The sequence below is a fragment of the Pseudomonas sp. BNK-30 genome (assembly GCF_047456185.1).
GTDB lineage: Bacteria > Pseudomonadota > Gammaproteobacteria > Pseudomonadales > Pseudomonadaceae > Aquipseudomonas > Aquipseudomonas putida_E.
In genome coordinates this window covers 4,938,684-4,956,034 of sequence record NZ_CP179904.1, presented here as the reverse complement: position 1 = coordinate 4,956,034, position 17,351 = coordinate 4,938,684, and the positions used below count along the sequence as shown (strand labels likewise).

The following is a 17,351-nucleotide window of genomic DNA, read 5'->3' as shown; positions in this document are numbered from 1 at the left end:
CAGCACCTCAGAAAATGCTTCAACAATTCCTGCAGGATTTCGGCTATTTTGCCCTTTTTCTAGGCACCTTCTTTGAAGGCGAGACCATCCTGGTGCTTGCAGGATTCCTTGCGTTCCGCGGGTACATGGACATCAGCCTGGTGGTGATCGTGGCGTTCTTCGGCAGCTATGCCGGCGACCAGCTGTGGTACTTCATGGGCCGCCGCCACGGGCGCAAGATCCTGGCGCGCAAGCCGCGCTGGCAGGCCATGGGCGACCGGGCGCTGGAACATATCCGCCGCCACCCCGACATCTGGGTACTGAGCTTCCGCTTCGTCTATGGCCTGCGCACGGTCATGCCCGTGGCTATCGGCCTGTCCGGCTACCCACCCCGCCGTTATCTGCTGCTCAACGGCATCGGCGCAGCCGTCTGGGCCTTGGCCCTGGGCGCAGCCGCGTACCACTTCGGCGCCATTCTTGAAGGCATGCTGGGCAACGTGAAGAAGTACGAGCTATGGGTGCTCGGTGGCCTGCTGCTGCTCGGCGCCCTGCTGTGGCTGCGGCGGCGTTTTCGCACCTTGCGCGCCGAGCGCAAGGCCGCGGCACAGGCCCAGGCCGCCGAGGCTGAGCAGGCTGTAAAGCGCGAGCAGGGCCCAGACCAAGGGCGTAACAACCCCTAAGCCCAGAGCGCCAGCCAGATACAGCGCAGGCACATTCAACAACAGGCGCGCCAGCTCCAGGCGCCCTGCCCACGGCCGGTTTTCCAGGGCCGCGCCCAGGGCGAACAAACCCAGCGCCATCACCGACCAGCCAAGCACCAGGGCCGCCGTCGGCACCTGCTCTGCAACGCCCATCAGGTAGCTGCCCAATGCCACGTAAACGGCGAACTGCAGCACCACATAAACCTGCTGCGCCCGCCCCAGGGCAACCTCGAACTTACGGAACAGCGCCAGGTTCTGCTTGGCCTGTGGATAACGCGCGGCCACATCCGCCGGCCGCCAGCCAGTGGGCATGAACCAGATACGCAGTTTGTCCCACAGGCTATCGGTGCGCCGGGCATCGTCCCAGAGCTGGGCATAGAACTGCAGGTTGGCCCACAACGGGTTCCAGCTGGCCAACGGCGTGGTCACGCCAAACACCACCGGCTCGGCCGGGTCTTCTTCCTTGAAGGTGCCAAACAGACGGTCCCAAAGAATGAACACACCGCCGTAGTTGCGATCCAAGTAAACAGTATTTTGCGCATGGTGGACGCGATGGTTGGACGGTGTGATCAGTATCCATTCGAGCCAGCCCAACTTGGGAATGTGCCGGGTGTGCACCCAGAACTGGTACAGCAGGTTGAGCGACGCCACGGTAATGAATACCCATGGCGGCACGCCGACCAGCGCCAGCGGCAGGTAGAAGATCCACGAAAAGAGGAAGCCGCTACTGGTCTGGCGCAACGCGGTGGTGAGGTTGTACTCCTCGCTCTGGTGATGCACCGAATGGGCTGCCCACAGCACATTGCGCTCATGCCCCAAGCGGTGCAGCCAGTAATAGCAGAAGTCGTACAGCACGAACGCCAGCAACCAGACCCAGACGGCGTGGCCCGGCAGGTGCAGCAGCGCCAGATGCTCCCACGCCAGTGCATAGGTCACCAGCCCTGCCCCCTTGGTCAGCAGCCCGGTACTGGTGGACAGCACGCCGGTGCTCAGGCTGTTGATCGAATCGGCCACGGTGAAATTGCGCTGGCCGCGCACACGGTCGGCGACCAATTCAACCGCGATCAGCACGAAAAAGAACGGTACGGCCAGCAGAATCAAGTCCATGGACAGCTGCCTCGAAGGGTATCCACACAGATTAGGATGCACCCATGGCAACCCCTATGGCCACATCTGCCAAACTAGAGGACATTTAGCGCCTCGACACTGGAGTAATGAGCATGACGAAAAAAGTAGCGGTGATTCTTTCCGGCTGTGGCGTCTACGATGGCGCCGAAATCCATGAAAGCGTGATCACCCTGCTGCGCCTCGACCAGCGCGGCGCACAGGTGCAGTGCTTCGCGCCGAACATCGCGCAGATGCACGTGATCAACCACCTCACCGGTGAGCAGATGCCTGAGTCGCGCAATGTGCTGGTGGAATCGGCGCGCATCGCCCGCGGCGAGGTCAAGGACATCAGCGAGGCCAGGGCCGAGGACTTCGATGCGCTGATCGTGCCGGGTGGTTTCGGGGCGGCGAAGAACCTGTCCGACTTTGCCGTCGAAGGTAGCGATTGCACGGTCAACCCGCAGGTACTGGCCTTGGCCGAGGCCTTTGCCGAAGCTTGCAAGCCGGTTGGCCTGATGTGCATTTCACCGGCACTGGCGGCCAAGATCTACGGCCCTGGCGTGGTTTGCACCATCGGGAACGATGCCGATACTGCTGCTGCGGTGACCAAGATGGGTGGCACCCATGAAGAGTGCGATGTGCATGACATTGTCGAGGACACCCAGCGCAAGCTGGTGACCACGCCGGCGTACATGGTGGCCAAGTCGATCAGCGAGGCGGCTGGCGGCATTTACAAGCTGGTGGATCGCGTGCTGGAAATGACCCACGAGGCTGACTGATCAGCCCTTGGCCAAGCGGGCCAGAATACGGTCCAGCGCATTGGCGAACGCCTGCTTTTCGCGTTCGCCATAAGGCCCCTGCCCTCCGCCGGCCTGGCCCTGCTCGCGCAACTCGGTAAACAGGTTGCGCACTGCCAGCCGGTCGCCCATGTTGCGCTCGTCGAATTCACGGCCGCGTGGGTCCAGCGCCGCTACCCCCTTCTTGATCAGGCGGTCGGCCAGCGGCACGTCGCTGCAGATGACCAGCTCACCTGGCACGGCGTGCTCGACCAGGTAATCATCGGCGGCATCCATGCCGCTGGGTACCACGATCAGCCGCACAACGGCGAAGGCCGGTTTGGCCACGGCCTGCCCGGCCACCATGACCACCTCGAGCTTGCGCTTGAGGGCGAATTTGACGATCAGGTCCTTGGCTGCCTTGGGGCAGGCGTCGGCGTCGATCCATATGCGCATTGCATTTTTCCTCTTGAAGCAGGAAGGGCTTTGCCCGATGCCGTTCAGTTGAGCGATTTGGGGCCGCTTTGCGGCCCCGAAACGGCCATGTTACTCGTCCCGGCGAAAGAAACACGCAATGGCACATCTATTTCAATGACCCTGTGCAGTTGCAGAAGCAGCAATCGCAACAAATGGAGCCTGCGCAGCCTCAGTGAGCCTCGTTCATCCCCCGCTCCAGATCATCGATCAATGCCTTGGCCATCTCGCTGAGAATCCGCGCCGCGCTGCCAGCGATGCGGTCGTTTTCCATTTCTGCTTCGGTGGTGAGGTGGCGGATGCAGCCGAGCAGTACGGAAAGCTGCGAGAACGCATGATCGAACGGAACATCAGGCCTGAGGCTGAACAGGTCGAAGGTTTCTACGCCTGCCGTTGATGCTTGGTTGAGGCCCTCGCTCATTGTGATGCTCCTTGCGCACCGGCGTGCTCGTTCAGCGCATTGATCATCCGGCACAGCAGGCGGATGTTCATGCCCATGGCGTCACGCACAGGGCCTTGCGGGCTGTCGAGCAGCACGCTGGAGGTCTGTTTGATGGTCAGGGTCAAAGCGCAGATGAGTGCGTTGCACTCTTGGGTGTTGGGCGGTTCCGGGAGCGAGATGGCGGGAGGGTCGAGCAGAAGCAGGGCGGATGGAGGTGGGTCTGGGACGAGCTTTTTCATGGCGGATCTCCGTATGTTGGGCTGACCTGCCTTCCTCCTCGTCTCACGGATTTGGGTGGCAGTCGTGCACGGGGTGAGACCCGGGACATACGGTAACCCCGGCCAGACCGAAGCCTGCCCGCGCACGACCGCCATGGAGCGGCGCTACCGAATGTGAACCGGGTGTCTCACGCCCGATCGCCTTGCGAGGCGACCCGAGGACATTATTCCCGGAGCGCTTGCCAGCCAAGACGGCACCTTCCGATAGGCGTCGTAGGATAAGTCGCCAGAGTGAAAGAACAGAAGCATTTGGTTTCAGGTTCAGAAATGTCTTACGGCTTGCGACTGCTGCGAGGGCTTCGCCCTCGATCGCCGGCAAGCCGGCTCCCACAAGTACAGTGCAGACCTCAAGAACTGCGCGTTCCCTGTGGGCTTGCCGGCGATTGGCCACCCCGCGGAAACAGCAGGTACCAATTGCGTCCAACCTGATAAAACCGTCGCTACTAGCCTCACAGGCAAACCATAGGAGGCAGGGAACATGGATCGTCCCCATTCAAATCAGCTAAGGCTTGGCCGGTTCTCAGAAAGGCATCGGTTGTACCTTCTCACCAGCACCACATTGCACAGGGCCCCTGTACTGGGTGGGTTTCACTCGGCCCGCTTGTTGGTCAGCCAGCTACGCCAGGCCGAGGCAGAAGGTGCGGCGCGGTCTTTAGCCTGGGTGGTAATGCCTGATCATTTCCACTGGTTGATCGAGCTGGGGCCGGTGAGCCTGAAAACGTTGATGCGCCGGGTGAAGTCGCACAGCACCTGTGCCATCAACCGCCATCTCGGGCGATATGGGAGGCTTTGGCAGAAGGGGTTTCATGACCGGGCGTTGCGGCGAGAAGAAGACGTGCAGGCTGTGGCGCGGTACATCGTCTTGAACCCTAAGCGCGCAGGTCTGGTTGAGCGGGTGGGGGATTATCCGCATTGGGACGCGATCTGGGTTTGACTGCCATGGCCACATCGCCTGCCCCGTGTCACCGTGGCAGATCGAGCAGTTGTGTGCATACAACGAAGCACCACGGGCGGGGTCCGGGGTAATCACCGGCGCCTGACGGACTTCGTAGGCCACGGCCAGGCGCGCGCCCAACTGGCCGTCACGCACGGTCGGCGGATAGTCGGCACCGATATAGTCGAGCAAACCCTAAAAATCATAATTTTCCTTGTAGCGTGAGAAACATTTGCCTGATGATGCCGAAGTGAGGATTTCCGCAATGAAGGCTGTCGGCTACTCACGTTTAAACCGAGTGTCTCACGCCCGATCGCCTTGCAAGGTGACCTGAGCACAGTATTCCGGGAACACTTTCCAGCCAAAACGACACCTTCCGACAGACGCCGTAGGATAATTCGACTGAAGCATTTGGTTTTATATTCGGAAATTTCTTACGACTGCAGGGTTGGCAATATGCCGCGTACGCTACGCATGCCCTCCCACCTGGCGAATAATCACGGTTTTACCCTCCACCTCAAAGTGAACACGGGTACCGCCATTGAGGCGGAACTGATAAATCCCTAAATCTTTCCTATAAAGTTTGTAGTCTACATCACCTAAAGGCAATACAGCTTCCCAAGGCGGCAGCCCCTTATTGTGAATCGAATTTTGAAATTCATCGAATTTCTGCTGCTCAACTTTAGTCAGTACTTTCAAATTTTTTCTCACGTCCGCCTTGTTTAGTTTCCAGCCTTGGTTTTCTTCTGAGAATGCGTTTGAAAATACAGAGCTTGGTGAGCTGTACCGTTCACCCAATGGAGGGCTCCCTCCTGACAAGGGGGAGGGGGAGGATAATAATGACGAGCTGGAGGCAGTCGAAATAGATCGGTTCATCGCAGGCTTCCTCGAAGCGCGGGTCTTCTGCGAATTGGGAGACACAATCAATGAGTGAGGCCTTTTCATGTGTGCCGGCAATACTCCCTTAGTAGGCATATGCCCGGTCGGGTCACTGAAATTGACAGGATCACCGGAGACATACGCATAGCCATTCAACCCACCCTCGCCAAATGGGCTCAAGCTGTCAGTACTTTGAAAGCGCATCAGCACAGGGTTGTACAGACGATAGCCCAAACCTAGAAAATAGTGCCCTGTCACAGCGTCCCGTGTTTCTCCATTGAAACCGGGCAACCCTGGGAGATCGGCGCTTTCCTGCTTGGAGCCGTAAGGTGGGTAGGCAAAACTTTGTGCTTCGCCGCTTACCGAAGCCATGAGCACAGAGTCTTTGGCGTCCATCGTAAGCACTACGGTTTGCAGTGCGTTGTCGTCACAACGCAACTGCGCTAACAGTAAGCCCCTCGCCCGCAACACCGTTCGCGTTGACTGGCCCTCCACCTGTGTCACAAGCCGGTCTTGCGCGTAAAAAAACTGGGTACAGGACAGTTCTCGGCCCTGCGTGTTCTGGCTCATGGTGGTTTGACCTCGTATCGGGCCCAGACCATGCTGATGCAGTTCGTGGCAGCTCGCTACTGGCAAAAGTGACAGGTATCGCCACGACCCTGTTCCGCCCTCACTGCTTCACCGCAGCGCCCTTCCACCCACCGCCCAACGCCAGGAACACACCGATCTGCCCCATCGCCACCTGGCTATTGGCCGCCGCCAGCTGCGCGCGCATGTCCGTGTAGGTCCGTGTCGCCTGCAAGTCCGCCAGGAATGACTCACGCCCCGCCTGGTAATAGCGGTGCGTCTGGTCCGCCGCTTCTTTTGCCGACTTCTCCGCCTCGGCCAGCGCATCACGCCGGTCGAGCAAGGCGCTGTACTGGGCCAGGCGGGTCTGGGTTTCGCGAATGGCGTTGAGCACCACGCCGTCGAAATGCGCCAGCGCCGCCTGGGTCGAAGCCTCAGCCATGCGAATGCGGGCACGGGTGCCGTTGGTGGGGATGTTCCAGCTGATCTGCGGGCCGAAGCCCCAGCGGTTGGTCGCAGGCTCACCCAGGTTCTCGAGAATACCGATGGTACCAACCTGGGCGCCGATGCTGATGTCGGGATACAGGGCGCCCGTGGCCACGCCGATATTCGCTGTAGATGCCGCCAGCTGGCGTTCGGCCTGGCGCACGTCGGGGCGGCGCTTGAGCAGCGCGGCGCCATCACCGACCGGCAACAGCTGGTTCAGGTGTGGCAGCTCGGCACACTCGGCAGTGCCGGCAGGCAGTTGCTCCACAGGCTTGGCCAGCAGCGCGGCCAAGGTATACAGGCCGGTTTCACGCTCGGCCTTGAAGCGCGGCAACTCTGCGCGCAGCGATTTGAACTGGGTCTGCGAGCGAGTGACCTGGGTTTCGTCACCCCGGCCAGCATCACGCAGGCGCTGGTTGAGCTGCACGCTCTGCTGCTGCAAGCCGAGCGACTCGCGGGCGATGTGGTATTCCTCGTTGGCCGAACACACCTGGGTGTAGGCCTTGACCACATCGGCCACCAACGTGATGCGGGCGGTATCGGCAGCGGCCTGCACAGCGTCGGCATTGGCTTTGGCCGCTTCGGTGCCACGCTTGAAGGTACCCCAGAGGTCAAACTGGTAGGAAGCGCTGATGATCGCATCACCGATGTTGGCCACTGGCACCTTCTCGGTCAGCAAAAATGCCTCGCCAGACTCCTGCAACCGCTGGGCTCCGGCTTTGATGCCACCGTTGAATCCACCCTGGGACTGGGCTACCTCGACCTGCGCACGGGCCTTGGCAATGTTGGCCGCAGCCACGCGCAGTTCGGTGTTGGCACTCAACGCCTGGCGCACCAGCTCATTGAGGCGTTGATCCTGATACAGCTGCCACCAGTCCTCGGGTACCGGCGCCGACACGACGCTGGCAGCATCCTGGCGCAGCGGCCCACTGAGGTCGCTGCGCTGCACTGCCGCGTCCTTGGGCACTTCATAGTCCGGGCCTACCATCATGCAGGCCCCAAGAGACAGGCACAAGCCAGCCAGGATCAGCTGTTTCATGGGCGCGGGCCCTCGATGATCGACACCGTGGCGGTACGCCCGGCGATCATGCGGAAGTCTTGCGGCACTTCATCGAAGGCGATGCGCACCGGGATCCGCTGGGCCAGGCGCACCCAGCTGAACGCCGGGTTGACGTTGGGCAGCAGGTTGCTGCCGCTGCTGCGATCGCGGTCCTCGATACCGGCGGCAAAGCTCTGCACGTGGCCACGCAGGCGAGTGTTGTCGCCCATTACGCGGATGTCCACGGCATCGCCAATGTGGATGCCGCCCAATTTGGTCTCTTCGAAATAGCCATCGACGTGATACGAAGCACTGTCGACGACCGAAAGCACGGGGCGGCCGGCCGTGACGAATTCGTGGTTTCGCGGCGCGCGGTCGTTGAGGTAACCGTCCACCGGGCTGCGCACCACCGAACGGTCCAGGTTGAGCTGGGCGGTGTCGACCGCCACTTGGGCCTCGCTCACCGCCGAACGGGCACGGGCCTCGCGGGACTGGCTTTCTTCCAGTTGCTCGGCCGCCACCAGGTTGCCCAGCTTGCGGTTGCGCTGCGCTTCGCGAGAGGCCTGGGCCAGGGTTTCCTGGCGTTCGCCAAGGGTCGCCTTGGCCTGGCGCAGCGCCAGGGTGAAGCGGTCCTGGTCGATGGTGAACAGCACGTCGCCGCGCTTGACGGTCTGGTTGTCACGCACTTCGACTTTCTGGATCAACCCGGAAACATCCGGGGCGATCTGGATCACGTCGGCGCGGATGTGGCCGTCGCGGGTCCAGGGGGCGAACATGTAGTACACCACCATCTGCCACACGAGCACGGCGGCGAAGGTCACTACCAGCAAGGTCAGGACCACACGGCCCAGGGTCAGCAAAGGTTTTTTCATGGCAGCATCAGGCTTCGGCAAAAATGGTCCACCGCGCCAAGCAGCACGGCATACAAAGCAACGTTGAACAATGCCCGGTGCCAGACCAGGCGGTAGAAGTGCAGGCGCACCAGCACCGCGTGCACCCCGAGAAACAGCAGGTAGGTGCAGACCATCATCACCAGCAGCGTGGGCAGGAACACCCCGCTGATATCCAGTTCACCGATCACAGGGGCGCTCCGTCGAGCCCGGGGGGCAGTTGCGGTTGTTCGGCAGGCTCGAGCATCACCTCGACACCCGGCAGCAATGCCAGGCGCAGGCCGCTCAGGGCATGCAGCAGGTGCGTGCGGGCATCGCCACGTTCGTACAGTTCATCCAGGTTCAGCGCCAGGCGTGCCCGCTCCATGTTGCGCAGCAGCGGTGCAGGGGCATGCAGGCGCTGACCGGCACGCAGGCACGCAGCGTAGTGGCCGCCCACTTCCTCGATCACCGTTTGCAGGCGCTCGCGGGCCTGGGTGCCTGCACGCGGCAGGTAGGCCAGCAGGTCGAGCAGGTTCAGGCCCACGCGCAGGTCGCGCAGGGCTGCGCCACTGTCCTGGCCGGTCTGCGACAGGCGCGGCAGGTGCTGCATCAGGCGGTCGAGCATCTGCACGCCGAGCTGGCGACGTTCGGCCAGGGTCGCCGGGGCAGTCATCTCGACGATGTCCCGCCAGGCGAAGCGAGTCATGCGTTTGGCGGCCAGTTCCACACCGAACGGGCGCATCACCAGGGTCCAGATGAATGCGAACAGAAGCCCTGCAGGGCCTGCCAGGTTGGAGTTGAGGAAGGTGAAGAAATCGGCGTCGTAGGCGCCCTGGATACTGATGAAGGTCGAGGTGTTGACGATGGTCAGCAAGGTGCCCAGGTAGAAGCGTGGCTGCACGGTCAGGGTGCCGACGCAGATGAACGGCACCGCGAAGGCCAGCACCAGCATCGGGAAATCGTGCAGGTTGGGCAGCACCAGGAACAGGTACAGGCTGGAGAAGATGACCGACATCAACGTCCAGAAGAAGAACCGGTAGATCTGCGGTGCCGGGTCGTCCATGGCGGCGAAGAAGCTGCACGACACGGCGGCGAGGATCACCGCGCTGGCGCCGTCGTTCCAGCCCAGGCCGATCCACAGGCCGCAGGCGACGATGATTGCCAGCACGGTGGAAACCACCGAATAAAGCATCAAGCCACGGTCGAAGAACGGTGTCAGGCGGCCCAGGCGCCAGTGGCGGTAGACCGCGCGCCAGGGCTTGGCGTCATCCGTGCGCAAGGCGTGCTGCAAGGTACAGCAGTCCTGCCACAGGTCGGCCCATTCGGTCAGCCGGTAAAGCGCATTGGACAGCAACAGTTCGGCGCGCTGGTCGAGGACGGCGGCGCCGGGCTGCAGGCGGTCGATCTGTTCGTGCAGGGCAGTCCAGCGTGCTACCGAGGCGCTTTGTGCTGTGCCCTCGAGCCATTCGCGGGCGGCGGCGAGCACTGGTTGCAGCTGGGCGAACTGCGCCGGGGCGCGGCCTTCGAGCGCCACCAGGGCGTCGTCAAGGGCGTCGATCACCGGCAGCAGATGGATCATGCGCCCGCGCAGCTCGCGGGCGTTCTTCAAGGTATGCGGGCCTGCACCCTCGTGGCCGAGCTGGCCAATCATCAACTCCAGCGAGTTGAAGGTGGCAACCATGGCACCACGCATGCCACCCACTTTGTCCGCAGCAACATCACGGGCGAGGTAGGTATCGCTGTAGCGGGTCGCTTCGCTGAACCAGCTCCCGGTCGCGCCAACCACCACGGGCGCCAGGCGTCGTGGCCAGAAAATCGCGCCGACCACGGCTGCGCAGACAATCCCCAGGCAGATTTCCTGGGCACGTGAAGAAGCAACGTCGAACACTGCCAGCGGGTTGTCGACCACCGCCAGGGCGATCATTGGCAGCGTATAGCCGGCCAGCATCAGCACGTAGTTGTTCGCAGTGCGCAGGTTCAGCGAGAGGTACAGCAATGTGCCAGTCCACAGGGCGATCGCGACGGTCAGCAACAACGGCGACTGCACCAGCGGCGGCACCAGGAAGATTGCCCCGCCAGCGCCGAGCAGCGTGCCAAGGGCCCGATACAGGGCCTTGGAGCTGGTAGGCCCAACGAATGGGCTGGAAACGATGTAGACGGTTGCCATCGCCCAGTAGGGGCGCGGCAGCTGCATGAGCAGTGCGATGTACAGCGCGATCATCGACGCGGCAAAGGTACGCACACCATAGAACCAGTCGCGGGCCGGCGGTACCGAACTGAAGAAACCGTTCATGCCACCCCGCCAGTGCTTCCAAGGCCTGCTGCCTCGAAGGCGCGGAGCACGCGCAAGGCGGCATGCAGGTCGGCCTCATCGATGCCCTGCAGCACTTCGTGGCGTACGCGCACCAGTTCGGCTTCGATGGCTTCGGCCAAGGCACGGCCCTCGGCTGTCAGGCTCAGGGCCTTGGCGCGGCGGTCCAGCGGATCCTCGCTGCGGCATACCAGGCCAGCCTTGCACAGCTGGTCAAGCAGGCGCACAAGCGACGGGCTTTCCAGGCCAGCGGCCTGAGCCACGGCTACCTGGTGCACGCCATCGCCCAGGCGCACGATCATCAGCAAGGGTGCGGCGCAGGCTTCGGAAATGCCGTAGCTGGTCAGGGCCGTATGGCAAATGCGCCGCCAATGGCGGGCGGCAACGACCATGCCGGTGCTGACTTGCAGGCGCAGTGAGTCAAGCGTCATGTAAAGAACCAAGGATATTCATAGTTTGCTAACTATCAATATACGCCTGGCCCTCCCCCTGTCGTCAACCGGGGGCGACGGGGGGAATACATGAATTGTTGTTCATTGAGGCTGAACCTGGTCCTCCAACTTCATCGCCAGCGCCAACGTGCTGCCCATCTGCACTGCCCGATCCCGCCAATCCAGATAGCGCGCCGCATCGCAACGGCTGAAATGCACTGCCAGCTCCTCGGCCGCCTGCATGACCCCGGTCGCTGCCGCCAGCTCCAGCCAGTACAGCCCGGCCTTGATATCAGCGTCCACACTCAGGCCATGCAACAAACGGTAGCCCACCTCGAAGCGGCAACGCACCTCGCCCCGTTCGGCCCCACGAAGAAACCACTGGTAAGCCTGAGCCAGATCGACCTGCCAGCCCAGTTGCGCATCGCAGACTTCTTCCTCGTACAAATCGCCGAGTGCGGCGGCTGCATCGAGCATGCCCCGGTCAAAGGCATGGCGATAGCACTCTGCGGCCTGGACGTAGGAAACCTCCACACCCTTGCCGAAGTAGTGCTGCTGCCCCAGGTTGAACCAGGCTGCGGCATTGCCCTGCATGGCCGCCATGCGCAGCAGGTGCCCGGCCAGCACGGTGTCGGCACGCCAGTACTTGCCATTGAGCCAGACCCAGCCCAGGTCATTGAGCGCCGCCACATGGCCGGCCAGCGCTTGATGGCGCAGGTCGGCATACACCGCTTGCAGGTCCGCCGCTTCGTCCAGGCGGTTGACCAGCAGCGCCCGCTGGCTGGGCAACCCCACCCCGGCGAACAGCCGCTGCCGCCTGCCAGCGGGGGTCGGCGCGGGAATGACCTGCTCAGGCAGAAGACGGGCGAGCAGCGAGTGGATATTGCTGACAGCTGACATGTTCATCCTCATTGAACGACCCACAGGCCTTACTGCGGCTGTGATGAGGCGTGATTCTGCGCGACGTCACGTCAAAACCTGTCGCGAACGATTCGGCGCCAGGCAACCAATTGGCGGTTCCTTGATCTGAACGGATCGTGGCTAATTGCCATGACCCACTAATGCCGCCATCCTGATGCGGCAAGCCTAGACAAGGACGTTACCTTTTGCCGTTCGCCACCACCCGCGCCACCCTCAGCCGTCAGTGGGCGCTGCTGCGCCAGCTACCCAGCCGTTCCCCGGGCATTACCAGCGCAGAACTGGTGTGGCGCCTGCGCGATGTGGGTTTCACCGTCAGCAAACGCACGGTGGAACGCGACCTCAATGAGCTGTCGTTGATCTTCCCGCTGGAGCGCAACGACAAGAGCATTCCGTTCGGCTGGCACTGGTCGGCGAATGCCTTGGGTGAGCTGCGTGGGAATTTCGACCTGCAGGGCTACTTGCGCGGTGAGGCGCTCCAGCCGGCGCAAGGTGGTGGGCTGGCGCTGCAAGCCTGGGTCAACGACAGGGTGGCACGACAGTTACGTGATCAGCCGTTGAGTGCAGACATGCAGCTGACTGCCCTGGAGCACGGGCATCGGCTGCAGGCCACGATGGAAGATGGCTGGGCGTTACGCTGGTGGGTGTTGAGCCAGGGGGACGGGGTGAAGGTGGAGCAGCCGGATGAACTGCGCAGTGAGATTGCCAAGACCCTGAGCAATGCGGCTGCGCAGTACCAAAATTAGGCCGCTACAGATCAGCGCTGCATCCCCCAGCGCCGCACGGTCACCCGTTCCAGGGTATTGAACACCAACCCCTCGACCAGCAGCCCGATCAGGATCACCACCGCCAACCCGGCAAAAACCTTGTCGGTATACAGCTCGTTGCGGTTCTGGAAGATGTACCAACCCAGCCCGCCCTTGCCGCTGCTCGCGCCGAACACCAGCTCGGCGGCGATCAGCGTGCGCCAGGCAAATGCCCAGCCGATCTTCAGCCCCGACAGGATCGACGGCAGTGCCGCGGGCACCAGGATGTGCAGCACCAGCCGCAGCCCTTTGAGGCCATAGTTGCGCCCAGCCATGCGCAAGGTTTCAGAAACGCCAAGAAAACCCGCGTAGGTATTCAGCGCCAGCGCCCAAAGCACCGAGTGCACCAGCACGAAGATCAGGCTGTTGTCGCCCAGCCCGAACCACAGCAGAGCCAGCGGCAGCAGGGCAATCGCGGGCAGCGGGTTGAACATTGAGGTCAACGTACCCAACAAGTCGCGGCCCAGCTGGGTGGAAACCGCAAGGCTGGTCAGGCCGAAAGCCAGCACGATGCCCAGCGCGTACCCCTTGAGCAGGATCACCAACGACACGCCGACCTTGGCCGGCAGCTCGCCGCTGCGCAGGCCGTCCCACAGCGCCGCGGCAGTCTGCAAAAAACTCGGTAGCAGCAGGTCATTCCCCTGGTAGCGGGCAATGGCCTCCCACAATGCTGCGATCGCCACAAGGATCACCGCCTTGCGTAACCAGCCTTGCTGCCACAGGCGCTGGGCCAGCGACAGGTTGCGTTCCAGAGGCACACTGAGCAGCGGCTCCAGCTGCACCTCGTATTCCTGACGTACAGGTGTAGTGGTCATGGCTCAAGCTCCTGTCAGTAGGCAATGCGGATGTCGTTGAAGCCCAGGTATTCGGCCTGCTCAGGGGCATCGGCCTCGTCGAACAACAGCCGATGGATGCGCCGGGCGCTGGCCTGGAAGTCACTGGCGCCGAGGCTGCCAAGGTCGTACTGATGGCTGTGCACCTCGGCCCGTACCCGCCCCGGATGGGGTGACAGCAACAGGATGCGGTTACCCACCACCAGCGCCTCCTCGATGGAATGGGTGACGAACAACAAGGTGAAGCGCACCTCCTCCCACAGCAACAGCAACTCTTCCTGCATCTTGCGCCGGGTAAGCGCATCGAGTGCGGCGAACGGCTCATCCATCAACAGGATCTTCGGTTGCGTGGCCAGTGCACGAGCAATTGCCACGCGCGCTTTCATGCCGCCCGACAGGGTATGCGGATAAGCGTCGGCAAAAGCCGCCAGGCCAACCTTGTCCAGGTAATGCAACGCTCGGTCTTCGGCCTCGGCGCGCTTGAGCTGGCCAGAAACGAGCAGCGGGAACATGACGTTCTGCTTCACCGTCTTCCACGGCGGCAGCTGGTCGAACTCCTGGAACACCACGATGCGATCGGGGCCAGGGCCGGTGACCGGCTGGCCCTGCAGCAGGATCTGCCCTTGCTGTGGGCTGATGAACCCGGCTACGGCCTTGAGCAGCGTGGACTTGCCACACCCCGAGGGGCCCAGCAAGACAAAACGGTCGGCACGGTCGACTTCGAAGCTGACCTGATGGGTGGCCCGCACCACGCGCTGCGCGGTACGGTATTCGAGGCTCAGGTTATCCACCTTGAGCAACGGCGGTGTAGCCACACGGCTAAGGTTGCTGGCCGTGTGGCCTGGCAATGGGGCGGTCATGGTCGGTCAGCTCCCCTGCAGTGGGCGTTCATCCTGGAAGAAGTAATCCTTCCACGACTCAGGCTTGTGCTTGATGGCGCCTACCCGGTAGAGGAATTCGGCCAGCTTGTAGGTGTTCTTCGGCGTTACGGTGAACTCGTACTGGGGGTTGTCGATCAGCTTGATCAGCACATCGCGGTCAATCTTGGCCTTGGTGACGCGGATATAGGTATCGGCAGCCGCCGCCTTGTCCTTCTGGGCAAAGTCCGCAGCCTCGGCCAGGGCATCGACGAACGCCTTGTAGGTCTTGGGGTTGTCGTTGCGGAATTTCTCGGTGGCAAACAGCACGGTCGGCGAGTTGGGGCCGAGCAGGTCATAGCTGTTGAGCACCACGTGCACGTCTTTGTTGGCCAGTGCCTGGTCCTGGAACGGCGGGTTGGAGAAGTGCCCGTTGAGCTCGGTGCCGCCAGCCAGCAACGCAGCGGTGGCATCTGGGTGCGGTACGGCAAGGGTGTACTTGTCGAGGCGGTTGTATTCCTTCTCGCCCCACTGCTGGGCAGCGGCGTACTGCAGGAAGCGCGATTGCACCGAGACGCCCACGGCCGGCAGGGCAATGCGGTCCTTGCCGGAAATGTCGGCGATGGTCTTCACGTTCGGGTTGCTGCTGACCAGGTAGTACGGAAAGTTGCCCAGCGAGGCCACCGCCTTGACGTTCTGCCGGCCTTTGGTGCGGTCCCACACAGTCAGCAACGGCCCAACGCCGGCACCGGCGATGTCCACCGCGCCGGACAACAGCGCGTCGTTGATCGCAGCACCCCCGGATAGCTGGGCCCAGTCGACGGCGATGTCGATCCCCTGCTCCTTGCCGTGCTTTTCAATCAGTTGCTGATCACGCACCACATTGAGCAGCAGATAGACAATGCCGAACTGCTCGGCAATGCGGATCTTGCCTTCGGCATGGGCCACCGTGGGGGCCGCAAGGCTGCCCACGACCAGGCTTGCGCCCAGGCTGATACTTGCCGCCAGGCGGCTGATGGATTTGCGCATGATGGTTTCCTCAGTCGTCAGAACGGGGCATCGCCCTGGATGGTGGTGCGGAAAAGTTTGCGTCGCAGGTGCGCCGGGCAGCCTGTGGCGAGGTGGGTCAGCGAGCGGTTGTCCCAGAACACCAGATCGTGTGCCTGCCATTGGTGGCGGTAGATGTTCTGTTCGAGCACGCTCAGGGCATAAAGCTGCTGCAGCACGTCGCGGCTTTCATCATCCGGCAGGCCGACGATGCGGGTAGTGAACCCTTCGCTGACGAACAGTGCCTTGCGGCCGTTTTCCGGGTGGGTTCGTACCACCGGATGGATCACTTCCTGCACCTGTGCAAGCTGCTCGGCGCTGAGGGTCGGGCGCCAGTTGCCTTCGAACTTGGTCTCGGCGTAACGGGCGGTGTAGGAGTGCGCGGCACTGCGGCCCTCGACCTGCTTGCGCAGCGCTTGGGGTACCGCGTCCCAGGCCTTGTGCATGTCGGCGAACAGGGTGTCGCCACCTTCACTGGGCAACTCCTGGGCGTGCAGCATGGAACCCAGGCTTGGGAGTTCCTTGTATGACAGGTCCGAATGCCAGAACTTGCCGGCATCGCCCAGGCCGATGTTGTGGCCGTTCTCGATGATGTTGGAGACGATCAGGATCTCGGGGTGGCCTGTGAGCAGAAACTGCTTTAGCACATGGATTTGCAGTTGGCCGAAGCGGCGGCTGAAGGCGATCTGCTGTTCAGGGCTGATGCGCTGGTCGCGCAGCACCAGTACATGGTGCTCGAGGTGGGCGCGATGAATAAGGCTGAAGTCCTCGGCGTTGACCGGTTTTGCCAGGTCCAGGCCGATGATCTCGGCGCCAACGGCACCCGCGAACGGGCGGATTTCAAAGGTTTGCGGCTGAGCGCTGTGGTTGGACGACAAGGCGTTCGAGGCGGCGGACATTTTTCACTCCCACGCAGTGCGCGACTTCGATGACGCGCAACGATCAGAAACGCACGGGGTTTAGCCGTGTGGGTTCAAGTCGTGCGGCGCATCGATTGGTCGACGGGTACGCAGTGGAGTGACTATAAGGTAATAAGCAAAATATTTTAAATACCGTTAATGAATAACGATATGAGGGTGGCAGCTGTCTGCCGGGTAAGCAGGCAAGTACAGCGGATTAAATCAACCCGCCCTCCTCCTCGTCCTCGATCAGATTGTTCAAGCTGCCGAGCGCCTTGCGCGCAGTCGAGCGACTGAGCAGCTTGGCCTGGGCGCCAGGCGGCAGGTCGGTGATGCTGAACACGCCTTTGGCAGTCAGCACCTCGATCAAGTCTTCAAGCACCCGGATCATGTCCAAGTCGCTCTGCTTCAGCTGCTTCAGGCTGTTTTCGACGACATCGTCAGCAAACCACTCCTGTATCTCGGCATGATCTGCCGGGAGGATCTCCGTATGTTCGGCATAGGGTGCAGCTTCTACCCGCAGCAACTGGCCCTCGGCGTCGCGTTGCACGTAGAACATGGCGTCGTCCCTCGTCACGATGGTTCCTTGTTGGTAGTCAGCAGCATAGGCAAAGTTCATCGGGCATGACAGCCCGGCGCAGAAGTATGCGCTGCACGAAGATGCCAGAAAAGACCGCTCTGCGCGGTGGCCCGGGTGGCCACCGCGCAGACGGGA

The 17,351-nt window shown here is 62.2% G+C and carries 19 protein-coding genes and 2 pseudogenes; 4 read left to right on the top strand and 17 right to left on the bottom strand.

Annotated features, from left to right (window positions below):
- The first annotated feature begins 14 nt into the window (after positions 1-14).
- The gene (locus ACMGGN_RS22925; RefSeq protein WP_080952215.1) at positions 15-659 is read left to right on the top strand and encodes a DedA family protein; all 645 of its coding nucleotides are present in this window, start codon (positions 15-17) and stop codon (positions 657-659) included.
- A 501-nt stretch (positions 660-1,160) separates the two neighbouring features.
- Here the strand turns inward: ACMGGN_RS22925 and ACMGGN_RS22920 are convergent.
- Positions 1,161-1,787 (bottom strand): annotated as a pseudogene (locus tag ACMGGN_RS22920) (sterol desaturase family protein); the annotation flags it as partial.
- A 113-nt stretch (positions 1,788-1,900) separates the two neighbouring features.
- On the opposite strand from ACMGGN_RS22920, the gene elbB reads away from it, so the two are divergent.
- The gene (elbB, locus tag ACMGGN_RS22915; protein WP_115273149.1) at positions 1,901-2,566 is read left to right on the top strand and encodes an isoprenoid biosynthesis glyoxalase ElbB; all 666 of its coding nucleotides are present in this window, start codon (positions 1,901-1,903) and stop codon (positions 2,564-2,566) included.
- Here elbB and ACMGGN_RS22910 read toward each other — a convergent pair whose 3' ends face one another.
- The 3 genes from ACMGGN_RS22910 to ACMGGN_RS22900 all read right to left on the bottom strand — a co-directional run bounded on the left by ACMGGN_RS22910 (position 2,567) and on the right by ACMGGN_RS22900 (position 3,718).
- Positions 2,567-3,019, bottom strand: coding sequence for a YaiI/YqxD family protein (locus ACMGGN_RS22910; protein ID WP_012316798.1), 453 nt, complete (start codon positions 3,017-3,019; stop codon positions 2,567-2,569).
- A 190-nt stretch (positions 3,020-3,209) separates the two neighbouring features.
- On the bottom strand, positions 3,210-3,458 hold the full coding sequence (locus tag ACMGGN_RS22905; protein WP_115273150.1) for a DUF3077 domain-containing protein: 249 nt from the start codon (positions 3,456-3,458) through the stop codon (positions 3,210-3,212).
- Entirely contained in the window at positions 3,455-3,718 is a 264-nt protein-coding gene (locus ACMGGN_RS22900; protein WP_012316800.1) for a hypothetical protein, read from the bottom strand. Before ACMGGN_RS22900 ends, ACMGGN_RS22905 begins: the two co-directional genes overlap by 4 nt.
- Positions 3,719-4,235: 517 nt before the next feature.
- Between ACMGGN_RS22900 and ACMGGN_RS22895 the strand changes: the two genes are divergently transcribed.
- The gene (locus tag ACMGGN_RS22895; RefSeq protein ID WP_115273151.1) at positions 4,236-4,691 is read left to right on the top strand and encodes an REP-associated tyrosine transposase; all 456 of its coding nucleotides are present in this window, start codon (positions 4,236-4,238) and stop codon (positions 4,689-4,691) included.
- Positions 4,692-4,697: 6 nt separating this feature from the next.
- Here the strand turns inward: ACMGGN_RS22895 and ACMGGN_RS22890 are convergent.
- The 8 genes and pseudogenes from ACMGGN_RS22890 to ACMGGN_RS22855 form a co-directional block, all read right to left on the bottom strand.
- Positions 4,698-4,883, bottom strand: a pseudogene (locus ACMGGN_RS22890) (hypothetical protein); the annotation flags it as partial.
- Between the two features lie 276 nt (positions 4,884-5,159).
- Positions 5,160-6,140, bottom strand: a complete 981-nt coding sequence (locus tag ACMGGN_RS22885) for an RHS repeat-associated core domain-containing protein (RefSeq protein WP_115273152.1) — start codon at positions 6,138-6,140, stop codon at positions 5,160-5,162.
- Positions 6,141-6,240: 100 nt separating this feature from the next.
- A complete protein-coding gene (locus ACMGGN_RS22880; RefSeq protein WP_115273153.1) occupies positions 6,241-7,662 on the bottom strand; it encodes an efflux transporter outer membrane subunit in 1,422 nt (473 codons plus the stop codon).
- Positions 7,659-8,534, bottom strand: coding sequence for an HlyD family secretion protein (locus ACMGGN_RS22875; protein ID WP_012316803.1), 876 nt, complete (start codon positions 8,532-8,534; stop codon positions 7,659-7,661). The genes ACMGGN_RS22880 and ACMGGN_RS22875 overlap by 4 nt, the downstream gene beginning before the upstream one ends.
- The gene (locus ACMGGN_RS22870; protein WP_008096887.1) at positions 8,531-8,743 is read right to left on the bottom strand and encodes a DUF1656 domain-containing protein; all 213 of its coding nucleotides are present in this window, start codon (positions 8,741-8,743) and stop codon (positions 8,531-8,533) included. The genes ACMGGN_RS22875 and ACMGGN_RS22870 overlap by 4 nt, the downstream gene beginning before the upstream one ends.
- Complete coding sequence (locus tag ACMGGN_RS22865) at positions 8,740-10,827, bottom strand: FUSC family protein (protein ID WP_414156316.1); 2,088 nt, start codon at positions 10,825-10,827, stop codon at positions 8,740-8,742. The genes ACMGGN_RS22870 and ACMGGN_RS22865 overlap by 4 nt, the downstream gene beginning before the upstream one ends.
- Positions 10,824-11,276 carry a MarR family winged helix-turn-helix transcriptional regulator gene (locus tag ACMGGN_RS22860; protein ID WP_046788346.1) on the bottom strand — a complete coding sequence of 151 codons (453 nt, stop codon included), beginning with the start codon at positions 11,274-11,276 and terminating at the stop codon, positions 10,824-10,826. The genes ACMGGN_RS22865 and ACMGGN_RS22860 overlap by 4 nt, the downstream gene beginning before the upstream one ends.
- Positions 11,277-11,378: 102 nt before the next feature.
- On the bottom strand, positions 11,379-12,176 hold the full coding sequence (locus ACMGGN_RS22855; RefSeq protein ID WP_046788345.1) for a tetratricopeptide repeat protein: 798 nt from the start codon (positions 12,174-12,176) through the stop codon (positions 11,379-11,381).
- A gap of 206 nt (positions 12,177-12,382) precedes the next feature.
- Between ACMGGN_RS22855 and ACMGGN_RS22850 the strand changes: the two genes are divergently transcribed.
- Positions 12,383-12,940, top strand: a complete 558-nt coding sequence (locus ACMGGN_RS22850) for a WYL domain-containing protein (RefSeq protein WP_115273154.1) — start codon at positions 12,383-12,385, stop codon at positions 12,938-12,940.
- An 11-nt stretch (positions 12,941-12,951) separates the two neighbouring features.
- On the opposite strand, the gene ACMGGN_RS22845 is transcribed toward ACMGGN_RS22850, so the two are convergent.
- The 5 genes from ACMGGN_RS22845 to ACMGGN_RS22825 form a co-directional block, all read right to left on the bottom strand.
- Positions 12,952-13,815, bottom strand: coding sequence for an ABC transporter permease (locus tag ACMGGN_RS22845; protein WP_414156315.1), 864 nt, complete (start codon positions 13,813-13,815; stop codon positions 12,952-12,954).
- Positions 13,816-13,829: 14 nt separating this feature from the next.
- Positions 13,830-14,693: an ABC transporter ATP-binding protein gene (locus tag ACMGGN_RS22840; RefSeq protein WP_115273156.1), complete on the bottom strand. Its 864-nt coding sequence runs from the start codon at positions 14,691-14,693 to the stop codon at positions 13,830-13,832.
- Positions 14,694-14,699: 6 nt separating this feature from the next.
- Complete coding sequence (locus ACMGGN_RS22835) at positions 14,700-15,719, bottom strand: ABC transporter substrate-binding protein (RefSeq protein WP_414156314.1); 1,020 nt, start codon at positions 15,717-15,719, stop codon at positions 14,700-14,702.
- Between the two features lie 17 nt (positions 15,720-15,736).
- A complete protein-coding gene (locus ACMGGN_RS22830) occupies positions 15,737-16,636 on the bottom strand; it encodes a TauD/TfdA dioxygenase family protein (RefSeq protein WP_174141998.1) in 900 nt (299 codons plus the stop codon).
- Between the two features lie 217 nt (positions 16,637-16,853).
- Positions 16,854-17,195: a hypothetical protein gene (locus ACMGGN_RS22825; RefSeq protein WP_039603601.1), complete on the bottom strand. Its 342-nt coding sequence runs from the start codon at positions 17,193-17,195 to the stop codon at positions 16,854-16,856.
- Between the last annotated feature and the right edge of the window lie 156 nt (positions 17,196-17,351).

What these genes read in the sequence shown, in the direction of transcription:
- ACMGGN_RS22925 (WP_080952215.1), top strand. Translation starts at nt 15, where the DNA reads ATGCTTCAACAATTCCTGCAGGATTTCGGCTATTTTGCCCTTTTTCTA.
- elbB (WP_115273149.1), top strand. Translation starts at nt 1,901, where the DNA reads ATGACGAAAAAAGTAGCGGTGATTCTTTCCGGCTGTGGCGTCTACGAT.
- ACMGGN_RS22910 (WP_012316798.1), bottom strand. Translation starts at nt 3,019, where the DNA reads ATGCGCATATGGATCGACGCCGACGCCTGCCCCAAGGCAGCCAAGGAC.
- ACMGGN_RS22905 (WP_115273150.1), bottom strand. Translation starts at nt 3,458, where the DNA reads ATGAGCGAGGGCCTCAACCAAGCATCAACGGCAGGCGTAGAAACCTTC.
- ACMGGN_RS22900 (WP_012316800.1), bottom strand. Translation starts at nt 3,718, where the DNA reads ATGAAAAAGCTCGTCCCAGACCCACCTCCATCCGCCCTGCTTCTGCTC.
- ACMGGN_RS22895 (WP_115273151.1), top strand. Translation starts at nt 4,236, where the DNA reads ATGGATCGTCCCCATTCAAATCAGCTAAGGCTTGGCCGGTTCTCAGAA.
- ACMGGN_RS22885 (WP_115273152.1), bottom strand. Translation starts at nt 6,140, where the DNA reads ATGAGCCAGAACACGCAGGGCCGAGAACTGTCCTGTACCCAGTTTTTT.
- ACMGGN_RS22880 (WP_115273153.1), bottom strand. Translation starts at nt 7,662, where the DNA reads ATGAAACAGCTGATCCTGGCTGGCTTGTGCCTGTCTCTTGGGGCCTGC.
- ACMGGN_RS22875 (WP_012316803.1), bottom strand. Translation starts at nt 8,534, where the DNA reads ATGAAAAAACCTTTGCTGACCCTGGGCCGTGTGGTCCTGACCTTGCTG.
- ACMGGN_RS22865 (WP_414156316.1), bottom strand. Translation starts at nt 10,827, where the DNA reads ATGAACGGTTTCTTCAGTTCGGTACCGCCGGCCCGCGACTGGTTCTAT.
- ACMGGN_RS22860 (WP_046788346.1), bottom strand. Translation starts at nt 11,276, where the DNA reads ATGACGCTTGACTCACTGCGCCTGCAAGTCAGCACCGGCATGGTCGTT.
- ACMGGN_RS22855 (WP_046788345.1), bottom strand. Translation starts at nt 12,176, where the DNA reads ATGTCAGCTGTCAGCAATATCCACTCGCTGCTCGCCCGTCTTCTGCCT.
- ACMGGN_RS22845 (WP_414156315.1), bottom strand. Translation starts at nt 13,815, where the DNA reads ATGACCACTACACCTGTACGTCAGGAATACGAGGTGCAGCTGGAGCCG.
- ACMGGN_RS22840 (WP_115273156.1), bottom strand. Translation starts at nt 14,693, where the DNA reads ATGACCGCCCCATTGCCAGGCCACACGGCCAGCAACCTTAGCCGTGTG.
- ACMGGN_RS22835 (WP_414156314.1), bottom strand. Translation starts at nt 15,719, where the DNA reads ATGCGCAAATCCATCAGCCGCCTGGCGGCAAGTATCAGCCTGGGCGCA.
- ACMGGN_RS22830 (WP_174141998.1), bottom strand. Translation starts at nt 16,636, where the DNA reads ATGTCCGCCGCCTCGAACGCCTTGTCGTCCAACCACAGCGCTCAGCCG.
- ACMGGN_RS22825 (WP_039603601.1), bottom strand. Translation starts at nt 17,195, where the DNA reads ATGTTCTACGTGCAACGCGACGCCGAGGGCCAGTTGCTGCGGGTAGAA.